19 protein-coding genes, 1 tRNA gene and 2 pseudogenes are annotated in these 23,327 nt (G+C 43.9%); 4 read left to right on the top strand and 18 right to left on the bottom strand.

Going from position 1 to position 23,327, the window contains the following annotated elements; translation table 11 throughout:
• On the top strand, nucleotides 1-184 hold a 184-nt coding region (locus RAC86_RS09425; RefSeq protein ID WP_377885529.1), incomplete at its 5' end, for a hypothetical protein.
• 82 nt (nucleotides 185-266) lie between these two features.
• Nucleotides 267-752, top strand: a complete 486-nt coding sequence (gene cdoA, locus RAC86_RS09420) for a cysteine dioxygenase (RefSeq protein ID WP_061188063.1) — start codon at nucleotides 267-269, stop codon at nucleotides 750-752.
• Between the two features lie 107 nt (nucleotides 753-859).
• Here cdoA and RAC86_RS09415 read toward each other — a convergent pair.
• From RAC86_RS09415 to RAC86_RS09405, 3 genes are all read right to left on the bottom strand, one after another.
• Nucleotides 860-932 (bottom strand) — tRNA-Ala (locus RAC86_RS09415).
• Between the two features lie 104 nt (nucleotides 933-1,036).
• Nucleotides 1,037-1,867, bottom strand: coding sequence for an undecaprenyl-diphosphate phosphatase (locus RAC86_RS09410; RefSeq protein WP_014114931.1), 831 nt, complete (start codon nucleotides 1,865-1,867; stop codon nucleotides 1,037-1,039).
• A gap of 92 nt (nucleotides 1,868-1,959) precedes the next feature.
• Nucleotides 1,960-3,126, bottom strand: coding sequence for an AI-2E family transporter (locus tag RAC86_RS09405; protein ID WP_014114932.1), 1,167 nt, complete (start codon nucleotides 3,124-3,126; stop codon nucleotides 1,960-1,962).
• 180 nt (nucleotides 3,127-3,306) lie between these two features.
• Between RAC86_RS09405 and iolU the strand changes: the two genes are divergently transcribed.
• Nucleotides 3,307-4,293, top strand: coding sequence for a scyllo-inositol 2-dehydrogenase (gene iolU / locus RAC86_RS09400; RefSeq protein WP_072565185.1), 987 nt, complete (start codon nucleotides 3,307-3,309; stop codon nucleotides 4,291-4,293).
• 40 nt (nucleotides 4,294-4,333) lie between these two features.
• Here iolU and rhaA read toward each other — a convergent pair whose 3' ends face one another.
• From rhaA to mcpB, 10 genes and pseudogenes are all read right to left on the bottom strand, one after another.
• The gene (gene rhaA / locus RAC86_RS09395) at nucleotides 4,334-5,608 is read right to left on the bottom strand and encodes an L-rhamnose isomerase (RefSeq protein WP_072565186.1); all 1,275 of its coding nucleotides are present in this window, start codon (nucleotides 5,606-5,608) and stop codon (nucleotides 4,334-4,336) included.
• A 25-nt stretch (nucleotides 5,609-5,633) separates the two neighbouring features.
• Entirely contained in the window at nucleotides 5,634-5,948 is a 315-nt protein-coding gene (gene rhaM / locus RAC86_RS09390; protein ID WP_061188059.1) for an L-rhamnose mutarotase, read from the bottom strand.
• 14 nt (nucleotides 5,949-5,962) lie between these two features.
• Nucleotides 5,963-7,423: a rhamnulokinase gene (rhaB, locus tag RAC86_RS09385; protein ID WP_072565187.1), complete on the bottom strand. Its 1,461-nt coding sequence runs from the start codon at nucleotides 7,421-7,423 to the stop codon at nucleotides 5,963-5,965.
• A 4-nt stretch (nucleotides 7,424-7,427) separates the two neighbouring features.
• Entirely contained in the window at nucleotides 7,428-8,204 is a 777-nt protein-coding gene (rhaR, locus tag RAC86_RS09380; protein ID WP_014114937.1) for a rhamnose catabolism operon transcriptional regulator RhaR, read from the bottom strand.
• 59 nt (nucleotides 8,205-8,263) lie between these two features.
• Nucleotides 8,264-10,333, bottom strand: a complete 2,070-nt coding sequence (locus RAC86_RS09375; RefSeq protein ID WP_072565188.1) for a bifunctional aldolase/short-chain dehydrogenase — start codon at nucleotides 10,331-10,333, stop codon at nucleotides 8,264-8,266.
• A 135-nt stretch (nucleotides 10,334-10,468) separates the two neighbouring features.
• On the bottom strand, nucleotides 10,469-12,457 hold the full coding sequence (locus tag RAC86_RS09370) for a methyl-accepting chemotaxis protein (RefSeq protein ID WP_014114939.1): 1,989 nt from the start codon (nucleotides 12,455-12,457) through the stop codon (nucleotides 10,469-10,471).
• Between the two features lie 112 nt (nucleotides 12,458-12,569).
• Nucleotides 12,570-13,520, bottom strand: a complete 951-nt coding sequence (locus RAC86_RS09365) for a methyl-accepting chemotaxis protein (RefSeq protein ID WP_373861660.1) — start codon at nucleotides 13,518-13,520, stop codon at nucleotides 12,570-12,572.
• Nucleotides 13,515-14,411 (bottom strand): annotated as a pseudogene (locus RAC86_RS09360) (cache domain-containing protein); the annotation flags it as partial. The gene RAC86_RS09365 and the pseudogene RAC86_RS09360, both read right to left, overlap by 6 nt.
• Before the next feature lie 266 nt (nucleotides 14,412-14,677).
• On the bottom strand, nucleotides 14,678-16,669 hold the full coding sequence (gene tlpA, locus RAC86_RS09355; protein ID WP_072565190.1) for a methyl-accepting chemotaxis protein TlpA: 1,992 nt from the start codon (nucleotides 16,667-16,669) through the stop codon (nucleotides 14,678-14,680).
• A gap of 175 nt (nucleotides 16,670-16,844) precedes the next feature.
• Nucleotides 16,845-18,833, bottom strand: coding sequence for a methyl-accepting chemotaxis protein McpB (gene mcpB, locus RAC86_RS09350; RefSeq protein WP_072565191.1), 1,989 nt, complete (start codon nucleotides 18,831-18,833; stop codon nucleotides 16,845-16,847).
• Between the two features lie 159 nt (nucleotides 18,834-18,992).
• Between mcpB and RAC86_RS09345 the strand changes: the two genes are divergently transcribed.
• Entirely contained in the window at nucleotides 18,993-19,730 is a 738-nt protein-coding gene (locus tag RAC86_RS09345; protein WP_072565192.1) for a protein-glutamine gamma-glutamyltransferase, read from the top strand.
• Between the two features lie 12 nt (nucleotides 19,731-19,742).
• On the opposite strand, the gene RAC86_RS09340 is transcribed toward RAC86_RS09345, so the two are convergent.
• The 5 genes and pseudogenes from RAC86_RS09340 to RAC86_RS09320 all read right to left on the bottom strand — a co-directional run bounded on the left by RAC86_RS09340 (nucleotide 19,743) and on the right by RAC86_RS09320 (nucleotide 23,248).
• A complete protein-coding gene (locus RAC86_RS09340; RefSeq protein WP_014114945.1) occupies nucleotides 19,743-19,997 on the bottom strand; it encodes a hypothetical protein in 255 nt (84 codons plus the stop codon).
• Between the two features lie 24 nt (nucleotides 19,998-20,021).
• Complete coding sequence (locus tag RAC86_RS09335; protein WP_014114946.1) at nucleotides 20,022-21,053, bottom strand: nitronate monooxygenase; 1,032 nt, start codon at nucleotides 21,051-21,053, stop codon at nucleotides 20,022-20,024.
• A gap of 13 nt (nucleotides 21,054-21,066) precedes the next feature.
• Complete coding sequence (locus tag RAC86_RS09330; protein ID WP_072182189.1) at nucleotides 21,067-21,465, bottom strand: secondary thiamine-phosphate synthase enzyme YjbQ; 399 nt, start codon at nucleotides 21,463-21,465, stop codon at nucleotides 21,067-21,069.
• Nucleotides 21,425-21,557: pseudogene (locus tag RAC86_RS09325) on the bottom strand (hypothetical protein). Before RAC86_RS09325 ends, RAC86_RS09330 begins: the two are co-directional and overlap by 41 nt.
• Before the next feature lie 26 nt (nucleotides 21,558-21,583).
• Nucleotides 21,584-23,248, bottom strand: a complete 1,665-nt coding sequence (locus tag RAC86_RS09320; protein ID WP_072565193.1) for a glycoside hydrolase family 13 protein — start codon at nucleotides 23,246-23,248, stop codon at nucleotides 21,584-21,586.
• Between the last annotated feature and the right edge of the window lie 79 nt (nucleotides 23,249-23,327).

The raw sequence follows: 23,327 nt of genomic DNA, 5'->3' as shown, positions 1-23,327 counted from the left end.
AATGGCGCAAATTTCAAGCAAAAAAATAAAAGCTGAACAGCTTTTGACCGATATCGTATTTTGGAGACAAGGCGGCTTTAACCCTTTCAATTCCCTATTCCCACTAATAAACTCGAATAAATTGGTGATAAGACAACATTTGGCCGCACAATTTTTTTATTCACTGGGCGTTTGCCGCCTCTAAATTGTGTATGGGTAAATACCATAAATTAATCTGCGAAATACCAATGTTTGTAAATTTTAAATAATCCGGGAGGCAAAAACGAATGGAACTGTATGAGTGCATCCAAGACATTTTTAGCGGCTTGAAAAATCCATCGATTAAAGATTTGGCAACTTCTTTAAAACAAATTCCAAACGCATCAAAATTGAGTCAACCGTATATTAAGGAACCAGACCAGTACGCTTACGGCCGAAATGCCATCTATAGAAACAACGAATTGGAAATTATCGTTATTAACATTCCGCCAAACAAGGAGACAGCAGTCCACGATCATGGCCAATCCATTGGTTGTGCAATGGTGCTAGAAGGAAAGCTTCTTAATTCAATTTATCGCTCAACCGGCGAACACGCAGAACTCTCTAATTCATACTTTGTCCACGAAGGAGAATGCCTTATTTCAACCAAAGGTTTAATTCACAAAATGTCCAATCCTACGTCCGAACGAATGGTGTCTCTTCATGTCTACTCACCCCCTTTGGAAGACATGACGGTCTTTGAGGAACAAAGGGGTGTATTGGAAAATTCATGATTTACAGGTGAACTGCTTTACTTTGATTTCTGAACAACAAAAGGGTTCAGCGAATGGCCTTTTCCTCACAAACAAAAAAACCCTTATAGAATAAGGGTTTACAGGTATGGAGCCAAGGGGGCTCGAACCCCTGACCTCTACGCTGCCAGCGTAGCGCTCTCCCAGCTGAGCTATGGCCCCGTATGTAACGTCAAATTTATTATAGATGATTTTTTTTTGAAAAACAAGCTGTTTCCTCTTAAATTGACAGAAAAAAAAGGCTCCGAAAAGAGCCTTTTTTTAACTTACATCATGATCAAAAGTAAAATCACACCGAGAATGATTCGATAGATTGCAAATGGGACGAGTTTGATTTTGTTAATCAGTTTTAGGAAGAAACGGACGACAAACAGCGCGACAACAAAGGCACAGATAAAGCCGACGATGAAAAACGGCATCAGATCCGAGCTTAAGCTGTCCCAATGCTTCACAAGGCTTAGAAAGCTTGCTCCCATCATGATCGGCATTGCCATAATAAACGTAAAGTCAGCTGCCGCGCGATGATTCAAACCAAGAATAACGCCTCCGGAAATGGTTGAACCGGAACGCGAGAAACCAGGCCAAAGGGCAAGACATTGGAATAAGCCGACCCCTATCGCCTGCTTATAGGAAATGCGGTCGAGGGTATCTGTCGCTGCTTTCCGTTTATTTACCCAATCAGCAAAAAGCATCAGGACTGCCCCGGCGATTAAACCAAAGGCCACAGTTTTAACGGAAAATAAATATTCATCAATGTAATCTTCAAACAAAAAGCCTAGAACAGCTGCAGGCACGAGCCCGACGGCAATTTGGGCAATGCTTAATTTATGTCCCTGCTTTTGGTCGCTTGTAATATTCTTTTTCAAGCCGAGCAAATTCAAAATCCGATCTTTAAACACGATAACTACTGCTAAAATGGAGCCTAGCTGAATAACCACTTTGAATGAGTTAGCAGCTTCTTCTGACATCAGATTGCTTGATTTAAGCCAGATATCGTCTACTATGATCATATGTCCTGTCGAAGAAACCGGCGCGTACTCTGTTAATCCTTCTACGATTCCTAAAATGGCAGCTACAAACAATTCCCATAGAGTCATGATTTTGATTCTCCCCATTAGACATTTATTTTTTTACACAACGGGAGCTTTCCATAAATGGAAAGCCCGTCTTATATAACTATAAACGAAAATCACACTTTATGACCTGACGTATTTTCATTTTTTTCTTCGTCGTATAAATGTGACCGCATTTTAAACCAGTCAAATAAATGTGTCGTAATGACTTTGGCAACTGCATAGCCCGGAATTGCTAGAATGATTCCAACAACGCCAAACAGCTTGCCGGCTGTTAACAGCAGAAAAATAATCGTAATTGGGTGGATATGAAGGTTTTTTCCCATAATTTGCGGCGAAATCAGCTTCCCTTCAATCAGCTGAACAATGGTCCAAACGATCACCAGCTTGAGCAGCATGAGCGGCGATGTCACTATGGCGATGATAATCGCTGGCGTAATGGCAATCGTCGGTCCTAAATACGGAACGATGCTTGTACAAGCCGCAATGACGGCAAGCAATGAAGCATAATCCAGCCCGATTATCAAATAACCGATAAACAGCAAAAAGCCGATACAGAAGCTGACAATGATCTGGCCTCTGATATAAGAGCTTAACCGATGATTCATTTCGCTTAAGACTGTGTATGTCTGTTCTTTCAATCGAGTCGGCACAAACTTTAGTATGTAGACCGGCAATTTCTTTCCATCTTTTAATAAATAGAAAAGAATAAACGGAACCGTAACGATTGAAATGATAATCTCAGTCAGAGCACCGATAAAATTCCCAACGCCGGTAAAGGTGCTGTTCACAATCGTCGCTGCCTGATCTGAAACCTTTGTTGCGAGATCAGATATATTGATGTTCATTGTTTGCTGGGCCTGATTGACGAAGTTACTGCCGATCAGCTGTTTCGTCTGATCTTCAACGACATCCACATATCTCGGTATGTTGTCAATCAAACTCATAATTTGTTCTTTTAAAAAGGGAATGATGGACACGATCGTGATCGTGATCAGCCCGATAATCAATAGATATAACAGCAAAATAGAATAGATTCTTCTAATTCTTCTTCTCTCAAGGAAATCGACGACTGGGTTTAACAGATAATAAACAATGCCTGTTAAAATAATCGGCAGTGAAATCGTTTTGAGAAGAACAATAATCGGGGTGAAAATAAATGATGTTTTTGTAAAAACGAGAATATTTAAACCAATCAGCAGCAGCACAAGCAAAAATAAAACAAACTTATTGTCCAAGAAGAATCGCTTGAATCTGCCGCTCCATGTTTGCAACGTCTCCACTATCGTTCCTCCGTCATATATAGTTTAATTAAATTGTACACTATCGTCCCTATAATGAAAAATAAAAACCGTTAATTGCTGGAAAAACTTCCTTGCTTTAAAAATGTGATTTGATCTATCATGTGCTTTTCTCCTTTTTAAGCTATAATTTAGCTATATCATGCAAAAGGAGCGATAAGAGTGATACGTTTTGCAATAATAGGAACCAACTGGATTACAGACCGCTTTCTTGAATCAGCAGCGGAGATAGAAGATTTTCAGCTGACAGCTGTTTATTCAAGATCGGCTGACCGCGCTGCCGAGTTTGCTGCTAAACATAACGCTGAACACACTTTCTCAGACCTTCAGGAAATGGCGGCAAGCGATTGCTTTGATGCCGTATACATAGCCAGTCCGAATGCCTTTCACAAGGAACAAGCCGTTCTCTTTATGAACCATGGCAAGCATGTGCTTTGCGAAAAGCCGTTTGCTTCGAATACAAAAGAAACGGAAGAGATGATTTCAGCGGCTAAGGCAAACGGCGTTGTCCTCATGGAAGCGATGAAGACCACTTTCCTGCCGAATTTTAAAGAGCTGAAAAACCACCTACATAAAATCGGCACTGTCCGCAGATTTACCGCGAGCTACTGCCAGTACTCCTCACGGTATGACGCGTTCAGAAACGGTACCGTCTTGAATGCGTTTCAGCCTGAGCTTTCCAATGGGTCATTAATGGATATCGGAGTCTATTGTATTTATCCTGCCGTCGTGCTGTTTGGTGAGCCGCAGGATGTGAAAGCGAATGGGTACGCTTTATCTTCCGGAGTGGATGGGGAAGGAACCGTCATTCTGTCTTACGACGGGTTCGAAGCCGTTCTGATGCATTCTAAAATCTCAACTTCCTATGCCCCGGCGGAAATCCAGGGTGAAGACGGGACGATTGTAATCGATACGATTCACCGGCCAGAACGAGTGGAAATCCGCTATCGCGATGGCCGTCTGGAAAATATTTCGATTCACGATCCTAAACCGGCGATGTTCTACGAAGCGGAAGAATTTGTCACGCTCATAAAAGAGAACAAACAGGAATCTGAAGAAAATACATTTGAACGGTCAATGATCACTGCAAAAATCATGGAAGAAGCAAGAAAGCAAATGGGGATTGTGTACCCTGCTGATCAAGCCTAAAAAATCCGCCCGCGTGCAAATGCCGCGGCGGATTTTTTTATTAGACAATCGGAGAAGATGCCTTCCTCTTTAAAAGCACCTCTTGTTCATACTCTTTTATGTCATGAAGCCATGCCTCTTTTACCGGCACGCCCATTTGCTCACAGTAGGAATCCCAGATGGCCCCGAAAGGATATGTTTTGAATTCCTCCATCAGCGCCAGCCTTTCTGTATAGCGGCCCTCTTCCTGCAATTGTTTTAAATAGCCGTTCGGGAGAAGCAATGCATACAATAAAGCTTTAATCATATTTCTCGTTCCAATGGTCCAGGCGGCAACACGGTTAATGCTGGCATCGAAAAAATCCAGGCCGATGGCGACCTTCTCGATAGCCTGATTGCGTACAATTTCAAGAGCGATTTCTCTCAATTCATCGTCTAAAACCACAACATGATCGCTATCCCAGCGAACAGGCCGAGACACATGCAAGGCGAGTTTGTCTGTGTAAAGCAGCATTGACGAGATCTTGTTTGATACCGTTTCAGTCGGGTGGTAATGGCCTGTATCAAGTAAACAAAGCTTATGATTCGTCAAAGCGTAAGCTAAATAAAATTCATGAGATCCGACAACATATGATTCAGAACCAAGCCCGAACAGCTTGCTCTCGACCGAATCAAGATTGTGTTGTTCATTGATCTCCTCTGCGAAGATCCGATCCAGTGATTCTTTTAGTCTTTTACGCGGTGTCAGCCTGTCACTCGGGATATCCTTATAGCCGTCAGGAATCCAAATATTCGTCAAGCAAGGTGTGCCTAATTCTTTCCCGAAGTATTCTCCAATACGGCGGCAAGCGATGCAATGCCTGATCCAAAATTCCCTGATGGTCGGATCGGGGTGTGAAAGGGTGAGTCCGTCAGCCGCTTTCTCATGCGAAAACAAGGTCGGATTAAAATCTAAACCGAGACCGAGCTCTTTTGCCCATTTCACCCAGTTTTCAAAATGATGCGGCTTCAATTTGTCCCGTTCTACCGCTTCCCCGTTTGTTTCTGCGTATATCGCATGCAGGTTTACGCGGTGCTTTCCAGGAATGAGAGAAAGAGCCTTCTCCAAATCTCTTCTTAATTCTTCAGGGGTTTGCGCTTTTCCGGGATAATTGCCGGTCACGTCAATTCCGCCTGAAAGCTCACCCTTATTTACTTCAAAGCCCTCAATGTCATCACCCTGCCAGCAGTGGATTGAAATGGGCACTTGCTCTAATTGCCGAAGCGCCTCTTCAACATCAATTCCCCATTTTTCATATGCCTGTTTTGCACTGTCATAATTGGTTTTTATGGTCATGCGGCTCTCTCCCTTTTTCAGTTTTTTAATCCAAATAAAAAACTTCCTTAAGATCTATCGAAACAGGACTGAAATCTGGATTTGTTTTCATTAATGGCGACATCGATTTCCACCATCTCCGGCAAACTTCTGTGTCTCCCATCTTTCTCCACTTCTCTTCATCCTCTATTTCTAAATAAGCAAAAAGCCGGCCTGTTTCCTCGTCTAAAAAAATGGAATAATGGTGCGCTCCATGAGCTTTGAGTGCTTCTGCCATTTCAGGCCAAATGTCATCATGCCGCTGTTTGTATTCTTCGTACTTGTCTTGATGGACAAACATGATACTGGCTTTTCTAATCAAACCTGATCACCTCTTCACCTTTTAGATAGCGCTTTCACAACAGTTTGATGAAATGACTGAATGATCGTGCTTCTGTCAATGTCTTTTGGTGTAAACACTTTGATCGGAAAGGAATTTCTGACGGCTTGCCGGGCTTCTTTTATGTCTTTGACTTCTTTGGCAGCAATCATTTGCATCAGCAGATTTCCGATGGCGGTTGCCTCTATGGGCCCTGCGTATACCGCTTTTCCGCTCATGTCTGCTGTTAATTGATTTAAGAAATCATTTCGGGCTCCGCCGCCGATGATATGAAGCTGCTCAATCGGTTTTTCTGTGATCGTTTCCAGCTCTTTGATGGCTATCGCATAGATGATGGCTAAATTGCTGTAGATGCAACAGGCAAGTTCGCCTGCAGTGTGGGGAATCTTTTGGCGGGTTTCTCTGCAATAATGTTCTATTTCCTCTATCATGCTGTCTGGATTCAGGAAACGTTCATCATTTAAGTTTATAAACTGCTGAAATGGTTCTGTTTTTCGGGCTGCTTCTGCAAGCTGCTGAAAAGAGTAATCTGCTTGTAATTGCCGTCTTACTTCTTGTATCACCCACATGCCGATGATGTTTTTGAGAAAACGAATGGTGTTGTTTGCGCCGCGTTCATTTGTATAGTTGTTTTTTAAAGCCAGGTCGGTTAATATCGGCGTTTTGTTTTCAACCCCGATTAACGACCATGTTCCGCTGCTGATATACGCCCAGCTATCGTTTACACCTGGGGCCGCGATGACGGCCGAGGCAGTATCATGCGTTGCGACTGTCATCACCTTGCAAGTCGGCAGATCATAATCCGGAAACCAATCATTTCTCAGCATCCCGAGCTCACGCCCCGGTTCAGTCAGCGGAGCAAATTGCTGTTCCTGAACAGACACGGCTTCAAGCAATTCAGGATCAAGCTTTCCGGTTGAGACGTTTAAAAGCTGTGTTGTGGATGCATTTGTGATTTCTGTTACGGCTTTTCCGGTTAAACAATAGCCTAAATAATCAGGAACCATCATGACTTTATCTGTCTTTTTCAGCAGCTCACGGTCTTCTTCATACAATTGATAAATCGTGTTGAAAGGCTGAAATTGTATTCCTGTTTTTTGATAGATTGCGGCTTTTGAGAGGGTATGTTCCAGTTTGTCTATTGTGTGATCTGTTCTTCTATCACGGTAGGATATTGCTTCCCGCAACCGATCGCCTTTGTCGTCCAGTAAGACATAATCAACTGCCCATGTATCAATGCCTACGGTGCAGTGTTCATACCCAAGCGTCTTTACTTTTTGCAGTCCTTGCAGGATTTGTTTTAGCAAATGATTAATATCCCAAAAGCAATGCCCGTCTCTTTGACTGAAACCGTTAGCGAATCTGTGAATCTCTTGTATGTCAAGCTTCCCTTCCTTCAGTTCACCTACCATGATTCTCCCGCTTGATGCGCCTATATCAATGGCAGTATAAATCATCCTTTCACCCTCTCTTCGAAAGAGGAACAGCTGTCACCTTCACCTTTTTGTCCTCGAGAGCTTTTACCGATGCCGGATCAAGTCCAGAATCCGTAATAAGGCGGCTGACATCTTGCAGCGAGGCAATATGTGAAAACTCGCGGTTCCCCCATTTGCTTGAATCGGCCATCAAAATGGTCTGGTCCGACCTTTCGATCATCCGTTTTTTGAGCAGCGCCTGCCACTCGTTTGAGTCGCTCATCCCGTTGTTTATGTCAAAGCCTTTACATGACAGAAAGGTTTTGTTGACGTGATAGGTCTCAAGTGAACGCTCTGCTAACGGGCCGGCAAACGATAATGATTTTACCAGCAAAATGCCGCCTGTCGAAATGACTGATATGTTTTCTTTATTGCTGAGCTCAAAGGCTGCCTTCATTGAATTTGTAATGACGGTGAGCTCAATATCAGGGAGTATTTTCGCCATGTACCAGGCGGTGGTGCTTGCATCGAGAATGATTCGGTCTCCGCTCTTTACATATTTGGCCGCTTCATGAGCGATGGCTTTTTTTTCTACGACATTTGTAATTTCCCGTTCAGAAAAATGAACTTCTGATTCCTGCTGCTGAATACTGACCGCTCCTCCGTGGCTCCGGCTCAGTTTATGTTCTTTCTCAAGCTTCTCAAGGTCGCGCCGAATGGTTTCCTCTGTGACAGAAAATATGTCACTTAATTCGGATACACGGATGCTTGAACGCATATTCACTATTTCCACTATTTTTTGCTGCCGTTCTGCTACTAGCATTGGTAACGCCCTTCCTCATATCATAATCCGTCTTATTGTTTTTCTATCATAGCATATTTCTAACGCGTAAAAGCAGCCGGGACGCCGCCGTCTACCGTGATCATGCAGCCCGTTGTTTTTTCGGCTTTAGAAGAAGCGAAGAATGCGATGGCTTCGGCAATATCCTGCGGGTAAATATTGACGAGCAGCGCCGTTCGTTTCCGATAATGTTCCTCCAGCTGATCTGGCTCAATCCCGTACGCCGCGGCCCGTTCCTCCCGCCAGCTTGACCCCCAGATTGCCGATCCTTGAAGAACCGCATCAGGCAAAACGGAGTTGACCCGAATACCGAATTCTCCACCCTCTGCTGCGATACATCTCGCCAAATGGGTTTCAAGCGCTTTTACCGAGCTGTAGGCAGAGGCGTTTTTTCCCGCATAAACCGAATTTTTAGATCCGACAAATACCATGCTTCCGCCTCTGCTTTGCTGTTTCATTTGTTTAAACGCTTCACGGGCCACAAGGAAATAGCCAGTTCCTAATACATTCATATTAAGATTCCATTCTTTTAGACTTGTTTCGTCAAATGGGCTTGATGTGGCCAGTCCGGCATTATTGACGACGATATCAATGCCGCCGTAAGCAAGCGCCGCTTGTTCAAAGGCTGACCGTACTTCCTCTTCCTTTGTCACATCCATTTTGACAGCCATTGCCCGTCCTTCTCCGTATGCATCGTTTATTTCCCCGGCAATTTTCTGTGCACCCTCTATATTAAGATCAGCAGCGATCACGTGCCCTCCTTCAGCTGCAAAGCGTCGGCATGCTGCACTGCCGATTCCGCCGGCTCCTCCTGTTATCAACGCTACTTTACGGGAAAATTCTGCTTCCGGCGGGGCTAGCGTGAGCTTATATAATTCGAGCGGCCAATATTCGACATGGTAGGATTCATTTTCATTTAAAGAAACAAAGTGACCAAGAGCTGTTGACCCTTTCATAACGGCGATGGCTCTCCGGTATAAAGCGCCGCTCACTTTAGACATGGCATAACTTTTTCCCGTATTCACCATTCCGATGCCAGGAATCAATATCACCCGCGGGGCTGATTCAAAGATTTGATCCCCCTCCTGCTGATTGCGTGTAAAGTAAGCATGATATTCTGATGCAAAATGCTCGACTCCTGACTTGACCAGTTCCACAAGCTTGCGCACATCTTGAGTTTCCGGATTCCACTCAATGTACAGCGGAACCCGTTTTGTGTGAACTAGGTGATCCGGGCATGCCGCACCGATTTGCGAGAGCACTGGCGCTTGAACACTGTTTACAAATTCCAAGACGTCGTCATGATCATCATAGGAAAGGATCATTTTCTTTTCTTCACTTACAGCGCCTCTGATCACAGGCATGATGCCTGCCAAGATTTGTTTTCTTTGATCTTCCGGCAGCGGCTGATATCTTTTGCCTCCGAATATCTTATTTGGATTGATCCGGTCGTTAATATACTGCTCGGCTTCTTGAATGATGGATATCGTTTTTTCATAACATGCTTCAGACGTCTCTCCCCAAGTGACTAAGCCGTGTTTCTCCATTAACACAAGCTCGGCGTTGGGATTGTTCGCTACGCCTTCAGCGATCATTTTAGACAAAGTAAATCCAGGGCGGACGTATGGCACCCATACAAACCAGTTTCCGTAAATGTCTTCTGCAATTTGTTTTCCATTATCAGCGCAACAAATGCTGATAATCGCATCGGGGTGGGTATGGTCAACATGATTGTATGGCAGAAAAGCGTGTAACAGCGTTTCAATTGAAGGACGGGGATGTTTGCTGTCTATCATACAATGAGACAAGTAGTCTACCATTTCTTCATCTGACATGTGGTCCCTTTCAATCAGCGGGCGGATGTCATCTAATTTTAAACCGGTAAAGTTATGCGCTGTCATTGTTGCCAAATCTGAACCGCTTCCTTTCACCCACATGACTTCTGTTTCACGGCCTCTGAAATCCTTTTCCGTTGTTTTCATAGACGTATTCCCGCCACCCCAGTTGCAGACAGTGCGATCTGACCCGATCAGATTGGACCTGTACACCAATTCCTCTACACCTTTCGGCAGCTGTGCAGCACGCTCTGAATCCCATACATGTTTCACCATATTTGATATTCCTCCGTCCCTTTTATTTGTATCCGTTTTCATTATATATGATATTTGTTTATTTTTGAATTGTTTTTGTTTATTTTTGTTTTCAATAAAAAAAGAAAGCAGCTGATGCCGCTTTCTCTTTCATTATTATGATTCAATTTTAAATTTCTTCGTGATGTCCTGAAGTTCTTCCGCCATGTTTGCCAATGTTTCAGCTGAAGAGCTGATTTCTTCCATGGAAGCAAGCTGTTCTTCCGCCGAAGCTGCGATGTCCTGAATGCCTGCTGAGCTTTCTTTCGACACTTCAGAAATGTCTTCAACCGCACTTGTCACTTCCTGCGATCCAACTGACAGCTGTTCAACCGTTGCGTTTAGGTTTTGCAATTCACCAGAAATTTGGGTTGTCATCTCGTAGATTTGTTTAAAGCTTTCCGCTGTTTGGTCAGTAATCTGCAAGCCTTCCTTCACTTCATGATTCACAGATTGGAACATCGCAAGCGAAGTGCTGATTTCTCTGACAATCTCTTGAATTAACCCTTCAATTTCCTTGGCAGAGCCTGCTGATTGTACGGCAAGTTTTCTGACCTCTTCCGCAACTACTGAGAAGCCTCTTCCGTATTCTCCCGCTCTTGCCGCCTCAATCGCAGCATTTAATGCCAGCAGGTTGGTTTGATCAGCAATGCCGTTAATCACATTCAAGATACTTGTGATGTCTTGCGATTTTGTTTCAAGACCCTTCACCACCGCTTCCGCTTTTTGAACGGATTGATCGATTGTTTTCATTTGACCGACTGTGTGCTCCACCAGTTTTTCTCCGCTGCCTGCTGCCTCGGAGGACTGGATCGATGACTTCGTAATCGTTGAAGAAGCCTGAGCCACTTTTGAAATCCCATCGTTCATTTGAGAAAGATGGTTTGAACTTGTTTCCAGTTTCTCGCTTTGCGCCTCGTTGCCATCTGAGAACTGTTCGATGGCAAGTGTGATATGTTCGGTTGCCTTGCTCGTTTGGGCTGCACTTGCCGTCAACTCTTCAGAAGATGAAGCGACGTTTTCTACAGACGTTTGAATAACCCCGATCACAGAACGCAATGAGGCAGACATTTCGTTAAAGCTATCGCCAAGCTGTCCAAACTCGTTTTTCGAGTGAATATCAATGACTTCTGTCAGATCTCCGCTGCTGATTTTCGCGGATGTAGAAACCAGTTTTCTTAACGGCTTGGTAATGGCACTGATAATAAAGAGAATAAGTATGCCGCCGATGACAAGTGACACGCATAGAATGATAATCGCTGTGTTCAGAACCGGGCTTGAAGCATCTTGCAATTCACTGACAAAGTACGTGCCCGCGATTTTCCAGCCTGTCAGTTTATTTGTCGTAAAGGCCATTTTCTTTTCTTTGCCTTCGAAAGTATATTCAAATGAGCCTTCTCCTTTGGAATATACTTGGTTTGTCCAGTCGCCGGATCCAGTTGTCCCAGGCTTAATCGTCGGATGGGCGATATATTTTTTGTTGCCCGTTGTAATAAAGGCAAAGCCGTTTTTGCCGATTTTGATTCTCTGTGAAGCGGAAAGCACTTCATCCAGATTTAAATCAAGTGCTATAACCCCTGAACCGTCTTTTAATTGTTTTGAAATTGTGACAACCATATCCCCTGTTGCTTCATCAGTATACGGTTCTGAGAAAACAGCCTGTCCTTTTTTCGCAACGGCTTGTTTGTACCAGTCACGCCCTGTCGGATCGAAGCCTTTAGGAACGCCGCTATCCGGATATTTGTAAAGCTTCTTATCTTCTGAAGCAACATAGATTGCGCCTACATCGGCATTCAATGTTGTATACTGCTTAAATTTCTCATTTAGTGAGGTTTTATTTTTTCCTTGTAATAGATCTTTATCGATCGTCTCACTGTAATAATCAATTGCTTTTACTTTATTATTCAATTTGTTTTGCAGGGTGCTGTTGAGCTCTTCAACGTTCCCCATTGCACTACTCGTAAGTTCCCTGTCCAGTGCGTTCCAAGCTGATTGATAACTGAAATATGCTAAAACCCCAACCGGCAAAATAAGCACTGCCAGAAACGCAGCGATAAGCGGTTTGCTGATCGATGGCTGTTTGATCCATTGTATCATTTTTCCCATTCTAGTTGACTCCTCCTTTAAGCTAAATCTAATATCGTCAAACTAGGATAAAAGGTTTAATAAAAAAACTAAAAAAAACACCCGAGCGTACAGGCCCGGGTGTTTTGGCTTACTATTCGATTTTGAATCGTTTTGTCATATCGCGAAGCTCTTCCGCCATCGACGAAAGGGTTTCTGCTGACGAGCTGATTTCTTCCATGGAAGCAAGCTGCTCTTCGGCTGACGCCGCGATATCTTGTATATGAGCTGAGCTTTCTTTTGAAATCGATGCAATGTGCCCGGACGCTCCAGAAACTTCCTCGGAGCTGGCAGAAAGCTGCTGAACCGTTGCACTCATGTTTTGCAGTTCGCCGGCGATTTGGTTCGTCATTTCAGAAATGCGTTTAAAGCTTATTTCTGTTTTATCTGTGATGTCAAGGCCTGTTTGCACCTCTTGATTGACAGACTGGAACATGCCGAGAGATGTATTGATTTCCTTCACAATTTCGATGATTAATCCTTCAATCTCTTTTGCTGAATCTGCTGACTGAACTGCCAGTTTTCTCACTTCTTCCGCTACAACGGAGAAGCCTCGGCCGTACTCGCCTGCGCGCGCCGCTTCAATTGCTGCGTTTAAGGCAAGCAGGTTCGTCTGGTCTGCGATACCGTTAATCACACGCAAAATATTGGTAATGTCTTTCGATTTCGTTTCCAATCCGCGTACGACTTGTTCTGCTTCTTTTACAGACTTGTCAATGACGTTCATTTGGCCGACGGTTTGATGAACAAGCTTGCCGCCTTCGCTTGCAATTTCTGTTGACTGAACAGATGAATCTGTGATGACTTCAGAAGCTTGGGCCATATTCGTCAATCCGTCATTCATTTGATAAATGTGCTCTGCTGCAGTTTCAATGTTTTCGTTTTGTTTTTCATTGCCGTTAGAAAATTGTTCAATCGCCAATGTAATGTGCTCTGTTGCCTTGCTCGTTTGCGCGGCTGATGCGGTCAGCTCCTCAGAGGAAGCAGCAACATTGTCCACGGAATCCTGGATAGCGTGGATGAGAGAACGAAGTGACGACGCCATATTGTTAAAGCTTTTGCCGAGTTCGCCCAATTCATCTTTTGAACGGATATCAATGGTTTCAGTCAAATCTCCCTCGCTGATCCGCTTAGAGGAACCGACAAGCTGTTTCAGCGGCGTTGTAATCGACCGAATGATCAGTGTCATGACAATAATTCCTATGATAATAGCTGCGGCCAAGACAATTAAAGCAAGATGAAGGACAGGCTGGGCTGCCTCATGGATTTCATCCAAATACATGGTGCCGCCAATTTTCCAACCCGTTAACTTGTTTGTGTCAAAGGCCATTTTTTTCTTATCGCCGTCCATGGTATATTGAAAATCGCCTTTATCAGCATTTAGCATTTTATCGGTCCAGTCACCTTTCAATTCAGTTCCTGAGGTTTCATTAGGATGGGCGACAACCTTATTGTCCTTCGTCATGATAAATGCGTAGCCTTGTTTGCCGATGTTGACTTTTTTAGTTGTTTTCAGCAGATTTTCAATCGTCATGTTGATTGCGATAACGCCTGAACCATCTTTTGTCTGTTGAGCGATTGTCACAACCATTGTGTTCGTAGAGGCTGTTTTATACGGGTCTGTAACCACGACTTTCCCTTTATTCGCAACCGCTTTTTTGTACCAGTCGCGTTCAACCGGGTTATAATCGCTCGGCATCTGAAGATCCGGGTAACGGGTAAAGCGCCCGTTTTTGTCACTTGTGTAAATGGATTCTACATCTTTGTTTATGCTGATATATTGTGAGAATTTCTCTTTAATACTTGCATTGCTTTTTGCATTATATCTCTCTTTTGTCAGCCATTCGCTGAAGTAAGCAGCGCTGTTTTCTTTTTCACCGATGCTGGTGTTAATGATTTCGTTTAATTGCTGTACATTTTCTAATGCGCTCCCCATCATCTGTCTGTCGAGCGAGCTGCTTGCCGATTGATACGCAATGGCAGCCAATATGACAACCGGTATGATGAGAATCGACAGAAAGGAAACGAGTAGCTTCCGTGTAATAGATCTTTGTTTTATTAGTTGGAGTATTTTTTTCATCATTCATTTCTCCTTTTTTATGCTACCCTTCATATCGGCAGGAAATGGGTAAATATATACAGTAAAAAAGAAGAAATTTAACGAAAGTAACTAATTTCCCATAAATAGATAGTTATTTAGCACTATTCCTTATCCACTTTAAATCGTTTTGTCAGATCACGGAGTTCTTCAGACATTCTTTCAAGCGTCTGTGCCGATGAACTGATTTCCTCCATGGATGCCAGCTGTTCCTCGGCTGAAGCGGCTATATCTTGGATGCCGTCCGAGCTTTCCTTAGAAATGGCTGTGATATCATTTGAAGCAGCGGAAATTTCTTGAGCTCCTGCTGACAGCTCCTCAACCGTCGCATTCATGTTTTGCAGTTCGGAAGCAATTTGATTGGTCATGTGAGATATATGTTTGAAGCTTTGTTTTGTTTCACCTGTCATGACAAGCCCTGTTTCAACTTCTTTGTTTACGGACTGAAGCACGTTCAATGATGTGTGAATTTCTTTCACAATTTCGCTGATCAGTGATTCAATTTCCTTTGCCGAGTCAGCTGATTGTACCGCGAGTTTTCTCACTTCCTCAGCGACGACGGAGAAGCCCCGGCCGTATTCTCCCGCTCTGGCCGCTTCGATGGCGGCATTTAAAGCCAAAAGATTGGTTTGATCTGCAATGCCGTTGATAACCCGCAAAATATTCGTGATATCCTTTGATTTGACTTCCAGCCCCTTCACCACTTGTTCCGCTTCTTTTACTGAGTGGTCAATCGTATTCATTTGGCCGGCTGTTTTCTGTACAAGTGTCTCACCCTCGCTTGATGCTTCTGTGGAATTTGCGGATGTTTCTGTAATCACTGCGGCAGCCCGCGCCAGTTCAGCCAATCCATCGTTCATTTCATTAATTTGCCCGGTTGTTGTCTCAATTTTGTCGCTTTGGCTTTCGGTGCCGTTTGAAAATTGCTCGATGGCCATCGTAATATGCTCAGTAGCTCTGCTTGTCTGGTCAGCGGATGCAGTCAATTCTTCTGATGATGAAGCAACGTGTTCTACTGAATCTTTGATGCCGTGAATGAGTGAGCGAAGCGAGTGGGCCATATGATTGAAGCTCTGGCTCAGAACACCGAGTTCATCTTTTGAATTGATTTCAATCGTTTCGGTTAGATCGCCTTCACTGATTTTTTCAGCTGATGTGACAATGCGTCTTAATGGCTTTGTGATCGACCGAATTACAAAATAAATTGCCGTAATTCCAGCTGCGATGGCAATCGCCAGAACGATTGAAGCCATGGTCAGAACTTTGCTTGCAGCATCGCGGATCTCATCCGTATACATCGTTCCGCTGATTTTCCAGCCTGTTGTTTCGCTTGTGGCAAACGCCATTTTCTTCTCTTTGCCTTGGTACGTATATTCAAAGTCGCCGCTTTTATTCTTGTAGAGCTTATCAACCCAGTCCCCTTTTAACTCTGTTCCCGCTTTTTCTCCGGAGTAGGCAATGACTTTTTTATTTGGGCTTAAGATAAAAGCATAGCCTTCTTTGCCGATATTAATTCCTTTAGCAGTTGTGACCAGATCATCAATTTTCATATCAATAGCGACAACGCCTGATCCATCCTCCGTCTGTCGGGCAATGGTGACGACCATTTTTCCTGATGAAATAGATTCATAAGGCTCAGTGACGATTGTTTTGCCTTTATTGGCCATTGCTTCTTTGTACCAATCTCGTTCTAAAGCATTAAAGTCACTCGGCATGTCTGCGTACGGATAACGTGTGAATTCTCCGTCTTTACTGCTGGAAAATACCGCAGCTACATTGTCATTCATTTGAATAAATTGTTTGAATTCCTGTTTCATCTCTGTTTTCTTTTTATCCTTAAACTTATCTGCTGTAGCCCAATCGCTGAAAAACGCGAGGCTTTTTTCAGTCGTGCTGATTTTATCATCAATGATATGATCTAATATTTGAACATTTTCCTTTGCGCTTTGCGTCATCTGTATATCAAGAGAGGCAACTGCTGATTGATAAGCGCTTACCGAAAGGACGGTAATGGGAACAATTAAGATCAGCAGGAAAGAAATAATAAGTCTCCTGGCAATTGATGACCTGCGAATAGTGGTGAGTGTTTTTTTCATCCTATTGAACCTTCTTTCAATAATTTACAAATTATATCGGCGGTTCTTCCTTTATATTACATTGAAATTGAAGGTAAAAATGAAAAATAGTTCTAATATCACCGTTGATATAAGGTCTTTAGGATTATTTCCTTCACGAAAAAACAGCGCCTTGATAAGCGCTGTTTTTCTGCTTTTATTCGATTTTGAATTGCTTCGTCAGATCACGAAGCTCTTCTGCCATCTGCGCAAGAGTGGTCGCTGATGAACTGATTTCTTCCATAGAGGCAAGCTGCTCCTCGGCTGATGCGGCAATGTCTTGGATGCTTGCCGAGCTTTCTTTCGACACATCGGCAATGCCGCTGACTGCTGCTGAAACATGCTGTGAACGGCCTGACAGCTGTTCGACGGTGGAATTCATCGTCTGCAATTTGCCCGCGATTTCGTTTGTCATGCTGAAAATGCTCTGGAAGCTTTCTTTTGTATTGTCTGTGACAACAAGTCCAGACTGTACTTCCTGATTGACCTCTTTAAACATGTGAAGAGAAGTTTCGATTTCTGCTACAATTTCTTGGATCAGCTTTTCGATTTCTTTTGCTGAATCGGCTGATTGAACAGCCAGTTTGCGCACTTCCTCCGCAACGACAGAGAAGCCGCGTCCTGATTCTCCAGCACGCGCAGCTTCAATGGCTGCGTTTAATGCCAGCAGGTTTGTTTGGTCAGCGATGCCGTTTATGACTCTCAAAATGCTTGTAATGTCTTTTGATTTTCCTTCTAAGCCTTTGACAACAGCTTCAGCCTGCTGAACCGATTGATTAATCGAGTACATTTGTCCGACTGTCTGCTGGACAAACTTTTCACCCGTTCCGGCGATTTCCGTTGATTGGATAGACGCCTTTGCAATGTCTGATGATGTTTGTGAGACTTGCTGGAGCCCTTCATTCATTAAGTTCAGCTGATGAGAGCTGGATTCAACCTTTTCGCTTTGCTCCTCGTTTCCGTTTGAGAACTGCTCAATCGCCATCGTGATATGCTCGGTGGCTTTACTTGTTTGTCCGGCAGATGCAGTAAGCTGTTCGGACGATGCAGCCACATTGTTTACCGAGTCCTGAATAGCACTGATCAGTGAGCGGAGAGATTGTCCCATTTCATTGAAGCTCACCCCAAGCTCTCCAAGCTCATCTTTTGAACGGATTTTGATCGTTTCTGTCAGATCCCCGCTGCTGATCGTTTTCGATGATTGAACGAGACGTTTTAACGGTTTTGTAATCGAACGAACGATAAACAGAATTAAAAACCCGCCTGCCACAATGGAAGCGATCAGCACGATCATGCCTGTTATGAGCACAGACTTTGAGGCATCCTTTATTTCATCCATATACATTGTGCCGGCTATTTTCCACCCAGTCAGTTCATTTGTTGTATAGGTCATCTTTTTATCTTCGTTACCCAGAGTGTATTGGAGTTCACCGCTGTTATCGGCATACATTTTGGCAACCCAGTCTCCTGACAGCTTTTCTCCAGCCTTATGGTTCTGGTGGGCAACATAGGTTTTGTTTTTCGTTGCAATGAAAACATAGCCTTCTTTTCCGACCTTGATTTGTTTCATCTGTTCTAACAATTTATCAATGGTGATATCCATGGCGACAACGCCAGATCCGTCCTTCAGCTTCTGGGCAATGGTAATGACCATACTTCCGTCACTCGCTGCCACGTAAGGATCTGTCACGACAATTTCACCGCCTGCCTTCATCGCATCTTGGTACCAAGGGCGTTGTCTCGGATCGTATCCATCCGGCAATTGTTCTTTGGGTGCTTGTACGTAGGTGCCGTTTTCTGCGCCTCCATAAATTCTGGCTACCCCTTGATTGATAGATACGTATTGTGAAAATTTGGCCTTGAGCTCTTCTTGATTAGACTTTCCTTTGAATGCGGAGCTTTTAAGAGTTTCACTGAAAAAGGTGACCGCTGTCACTTTTGTTCCCAGATCATTTGTAACGGTTGTATTAAATGTATCGACACTGCTTTTCGCATTTCCCATAATTTCCTGTTCCAGCTTTCCGCTTGCGCTTCGATAAGAACTAAATTCCAATATAAGAATAGGGATAATGAGAATCGCAATAAATGAGACGATTAATTTTCTTGAGATAGACGGTTTCTTCAGCCAATTGATAAAAGTCTTCATGTCCAGTTTCTCCTTCAGGTTTGATACAGTATATATCGGCTGCTTAAAAAAGTTTTAAAATAAAAAATGGAAGAAGTTCTTTTTCGGCTGTCTTCTGTCTTTTTAACTTTCATTGCCCAAGCCCTTTGCATATCTTATAAAAAACAAGGGGGGCTAAAGATGATTATTGTATCCGGACAATTGCTCCGTCCCCAAGATATTGAAAACTGGCAGATTGATGAGAATCTAAATCCTCTGTTAAAAGAGATGATTGAGACGCCTGTTCAGTTTGATTATCATTCAATTGCAGAACTGATGTTTGAGCTTAAACTGCGGATGAATATCGTTGCAGCTGCTAAAACGCTGCACAAAAGCGGGGCGAAGTTTGCCACTTTTTTAAAAACATACGGGAATACAGCGCATTGGAGGGTTTCACCGGAAGGCGCCTTAGAGCTGAAATACAGAATGCCGCCTTCAAAAGCGATTCGGGACATAGCTGAAAACGGCCCGTTTTACGCGTTTGAATGTGCGACCGCAATTGTTGTCATTTATTACTTGGCCTTGATCGATACCATCGGGGAAGAAAAATTTGATGCCACCTTTAACAGAATTATTTTATATGACTGGCATTATGAGAAATTGCCGATATATACGGAAACAGGACATCACTTTTTTCTCGGAGATTGTTTGTATTTTAAAAATCCTGAATTTGATCCGCAAAAAGCCCAGTGGAGAGGCGAAAATGTGATTTTACTGCGAGAAGATAAATATTTCGCCCATGGCCTCGGAATCTTAAGCGGACAGCAAATTATCGATAAGCTGAATTCTTTTAGAAGAAAAGGAGCCATACAGCCAGCCTACCTTCTGTCTCAGGCGACCAGACTGGATGTTCCGTCTCTTTACCGCATCGTCCGCTAAAAACCCCATCGCCTATTTTCGAGACGATGGGGTTTCAAATGCTTTTCGTTTTCGATAAAAAGGGGCTGTGCCGAAAAACTGGTTCGCAGCCCACTCCATTTTTTCAAGGTCATGTCTTGTCACAATTGGATCTAGACTGCTCCATTTGATAAAGCGGACAAAATAGTAGCCTTTGATAGGAGCCATTGTAACTTTTGAGTGAGGCCAGCCTTCAAATACAAACTCAATTTTCCCTCTTTTTTTATAAGAATATTGAAGAATGTTCATCATCTGTCACCTCTGTTTATCAAGTTACGTTCGGCAAAGCTCGGCTAACAGCGTTTTCACATCAGCGGGCCTGTTCAGCATTCCGACAGATTGCCCAGCCCACAAAGACATGTACCCGGAATCTTTTTCTTTGGCTGCGTGTTTTCTCATCGGCTTTGTTAACGTGTTTTGCAATGGATAAGGCAGCACGTTTGCCTCCTCAGCCTGCTGCTCTTTCATCCATTGATTGACTATACCCCTTGCAGGCTTACCTGAAAACAATGCGGTGAGGCGTGTGTCTGTTCCTTGCGCTTTTTTTAATTCGCGCCTGTACGCTTCAGATACTTCGCATTCCTCACACATGAGAAACGGCGTCCCGATCTGTACGCCTTGGGCTCCGAGACAATGAGCGGCCTGGACACCGCGCCGGTCGGCAATTCCGCCTGCCGCGATCACTGGAACGGAAACGGCGTCTGCCGCTTGGGGAATGAGCGACATGAGGCCAAGTGTCGATTCTCCGCTGACCGGCAGAAAAGACCCGCGGTGGCCGCCCGCTTCGCTACCTTGCAGTACAATGATGTCCATTCCGCATTCTTCAAGCAGAACGGCTTCCTGCGGAGTCGTAGCTGTCCCGATGAGACAGCAGCCATTTTTCTTTAACGCTTGAATGCTTTCATCCGGCGGAATGCCAAACGTAAATGAACAGGCTTTTACATTGTGTTTGAGAATGATGTTCATTTTTTTATGGAAGTCGTCCCATTCTTCTTCCTCTGAAGAGAATGAAGGAGCCTGTTCGGCGCACGGAATCTTATTTTTCCAAGTTTGAACGATGTCCTCATCCGGTTCTTTTCTGCTTTCTGGAACAAACACATTCACCTGAAATACTCGATCAGTCAGCTGCTGCATCTCAATGATCTGCTTTTCGAGCATGTCGGGACTGAGATATCCGGATGCCAGACTTCCAAGCGCGCCTTCATTTGACACAGCGGCTGCCAGGACGGGCGTGACAAGCCCCCCGGCCATTGGCGCCTGGATGACAGGTTTTGTCAGCGATAATACTTTCATCCATTCCGTCATGAAAACCCTCCTGTTACCCCATGATTTTGATATAACAAGTCCGTGTACGCGGGCCGTCAAATTCACAGAAATAAATGCCCTGCCATGTTCCTAGAATCAGCCGGCCGTTTTCAATAATGACAAGCTGTGAAGCTCCCACCGTACTCGACTTCATGTGCGCAGCAGTATTGCCCTCCATGTGGCGGTCCAGCTCGTGTTCCCACGGATACACCTCATCAAACCTTCTGAGCATATCTGTTTTGACATCCGGATCGGCATTTTCATTAATTGTAATGCCCGCTGTCGTATGAGGACAGTAAATCAGCGCCGCGCCGCTCGTTACACCTGTTTCTTGAAGAAACGCTTCCACCTCGCTGGTGATTTCAATCATTTCATCTCGTTTGCTCGTGTTGATTTGCAGTGTTTTCAGCATTTGTTTCTCCTTTCATTTGTCCGCTCTATTTGCTAATTCGTTCTGTGTTCTTTTTTTCCTGTTAAACCGCTCTCATAAACCTGATAAAAAATAAAAAACTCCAGTCTCTGGCTGGAGTTTAGCGCCATAGATATATTCTTGCTTCATACGGCTTTAACAGTACTGATGTCATGTGCTTATGCGGGTCTGTTTCCACATTTGACAATAGGAGTGCGCCTGATGACAATGGCAATCCGGAGTGCTTAAATAAGGTCGGCGTTCCTGTCAGATTGGCTGCAATCAGTGCAGTATGGCTATCGTTTTTCCGAAGATATGCAAAGATTTGCTGATCTTCCGGTAAAATGAGCGTATATGTCCCATTGATAAAAACATCGTATGTTTGGCGCAGCTTGATCAGGCTCTTGTAAAAGTGGTATACAGATGTTTTATCGTTTATTTGCGCCTCGGCGTTCAGCCATTTGTAATTCTCATTGGTTCCGATCCACGGTTCGGCTTCAGAAAATCCGGCGTATGGATCGGCATTCCATTGCATCGGCGTTCGTGAATTGTCCCTTCCCTTTTTCCAGACAATCTTCATCACGTCCTCGTGTGATGCGCCTTTCGCCGTTTCTATTTCATATAGGCGTTTCATTGCGACATCATCATAGTCCTCAATAGACGGAAATGCCACGTTTGTCATGCCGAGTTCCTGCCCCTGATAAATAAACGGTGTGCCTTTCATGAGAAAATAGACAGTGGCAAGCGCTTTTGCACTTTCCTTCAGGTACACTCCGTCATCTCCCCACACAGAAACAGAACGGGGCTGGTCGTGATTTTCCATAAACAAAGCATTCCAGCCGATCCCTTCAAGACTGTCCTGCCAGTCAGTTAGAATTCGTTTGAAGGAAGCGATATCAATGCTTTCATTGATCTCTACATCCCACAGGCCGAGATGCTCAAATTGAAAAATCATGCTGAAGATGCCGTTTTTTTCTCCAACCCAATCTGCCGCTTCCTTTGCAGCGACACCGTTTGCCTCACCGACTGTCATAATCGGATAGCGGGAAAATGTGTTTTCTTTCAGCTCTCTTAGTAAATCCATTATGCCGTCAGCATTCATATGATAGGGGAAGGAAGGAACGCAGTCCAGCCCTTTTGGATTCGGCATATCGGGAAGCCCTTCTTTTTTCTTAATATGCGTAATGGCGTCCACCCGAAATCCGTCAATTCCTTTATCAAGCCACCAATTAATCATGTCGTAAACGGCATTTCTCACCTTTTCATTCTCCCAATTCAAATCAGGCTGTTTTTTATCAAAAAGGTGAAGATAATACTGGCTAGTCTTTTGATCATATTGCCATGACGGTCCGCCGAAAATGCTTTCCCAATTGTTCGGCGCTTTTCCGTTTTTGCCGTCCTTCCAAATATACCAGTCGCGCTTTTCGGAGTGTATGGATGAACGGGATTCGATAAACCATGGATGTTCGTCGCTTGTATGGTTCACGACAAGATCCATAATCAGCTTCATGCCCAGCTCATGAATGTCACCAAGCAGCTGGTCGAAATCCTCCATGGTGCCGAAATCGCTTAATATGTTTTTGTAATCCTTGATATCATAGCCGTTATCCGCATTGGGCGAATCATACAGCGGGCAAATCCAGATGACATCAGCGCCCAACTCTTTTATGTAATCAAGTTTGGATCTGATTCCTTGAATATCCCCGATTCCGTCGCCATTTGAATCTTTAAAACTGCGGGGGTAAATTTGGTAGACAACCGATTCCTTCCACCAAGCCTTTTTCATACAGCCACTCCCTTCTAAGTGTGTGGTCTATATATCTTATGTAGAAAAAAGGCTTTACAGCATTGCTTTTTCTGAAAAC

Source organism: Bacillus sp. LR_5, from assembly GCF_042709275.1.
The sequence above is the reverse complement of the archived record's forward strand: the minus strand, read 5'-3'. Positions and strand labels throughout refer to the sequence as shown.

Coding starts and splice junctions, on each gene's coding strand:
- cdoA (WP_061188063.1), top strand. CDS start 267: ATGGAACTGTATGAGTGCATCCAAGACATTTTTAGCGGCTTGAAAAAT.
- RAC86_RS09410 (WP_014114931.1), bottom strand. CDS start 1,867: ATGACTCTATGGGAATTGTTTGTAGCTGCCATTTTAGGAATCGTAGAA.
- rhaA (WP_072565186.1), bottom strand. CDS start 5,608: ATGACCATAAAAACCAATTATGACAGTGCAAAACAGGCATATGAAAAA.
- rhaB (WP_072565187.1), bottom strand. CDS start 7,423: ATGATTTATACTGCCATTGATATAGGCGCATCAAGCGGGAGAATCATG.
- rhaR (WP_014114937.1), bottom strand. CDS start 8,204: ATGCTAGTAGCAGAACGGCAGCAAAAAATAGTGGAAATAGTGAATATG.
- RAC86_RS09375 (WP_072565188.1), bottom strand. CDS start 10,333: ATGGTGAAACATGTATGGGATTCAGAGCGTGCTGCACAGCTGCCGAAA.
- RAC86_RS09370 (WP_014114939.1), bottom strand. CDS start 12,457: ATGGGAAAAATGATACAATGGATCAAACAGCCATCGATCAGCAAACCG.
- RAC86_RS09365 (WP_373861660.1), bottom strand. CDS start 13,520: ATGGCGTCGTCACTTCGTTCTCTCATCCACGCTATCCAGGATTCCGTG.
- tlpA (WP_072565190.1), bottom strand. CDS start 16,669: ATGAAAAAAACACTCACCACTATTCGCAGGTCATCAATTGCCAGGAGA.
- mcpB (WP_072565191.1), bottom strand. CDS start 18,833: ATGAAGACTTTTATCAATTGGCTGAAGAAACCGTCTATCTCAAGAAAA.
- RAC86_RS09345 (WP_072565192.1), top strand. CDS start 18,993: ATGATTATTGTATCCGGACAATTGCTCCGTCCCCAAGATATTGAAAAC.
- RAC86_RS09340 (WP_014114945.1), bottom strand. CDS start 19,997: ATGAACATTCTTCAATATTCTTATAAAAAAAGAGGGAAAATTGAGTTT.
- RAC86_RS09335 (WP_014114946.1), bottom strand. CDS start 21,053: ATGACGGAATGGATGAAAGTATTATCGCTGACAAAACCTGTCATCCAG.
- RAC86_RS09330 (WP_072182189.1), bottom strand. CDS start 21,465: ATGCTGAAAACACTGCAAATCAACACGAGCAAACGAGATGAAATGATT.
- RAC86_RS09320 (WP_072565193.1), bottom strand. CDS start 23,248: ATGAAAAAGGCTTGGTGGAAGGAATCGGTTGTCTACCAAATTTACCCC.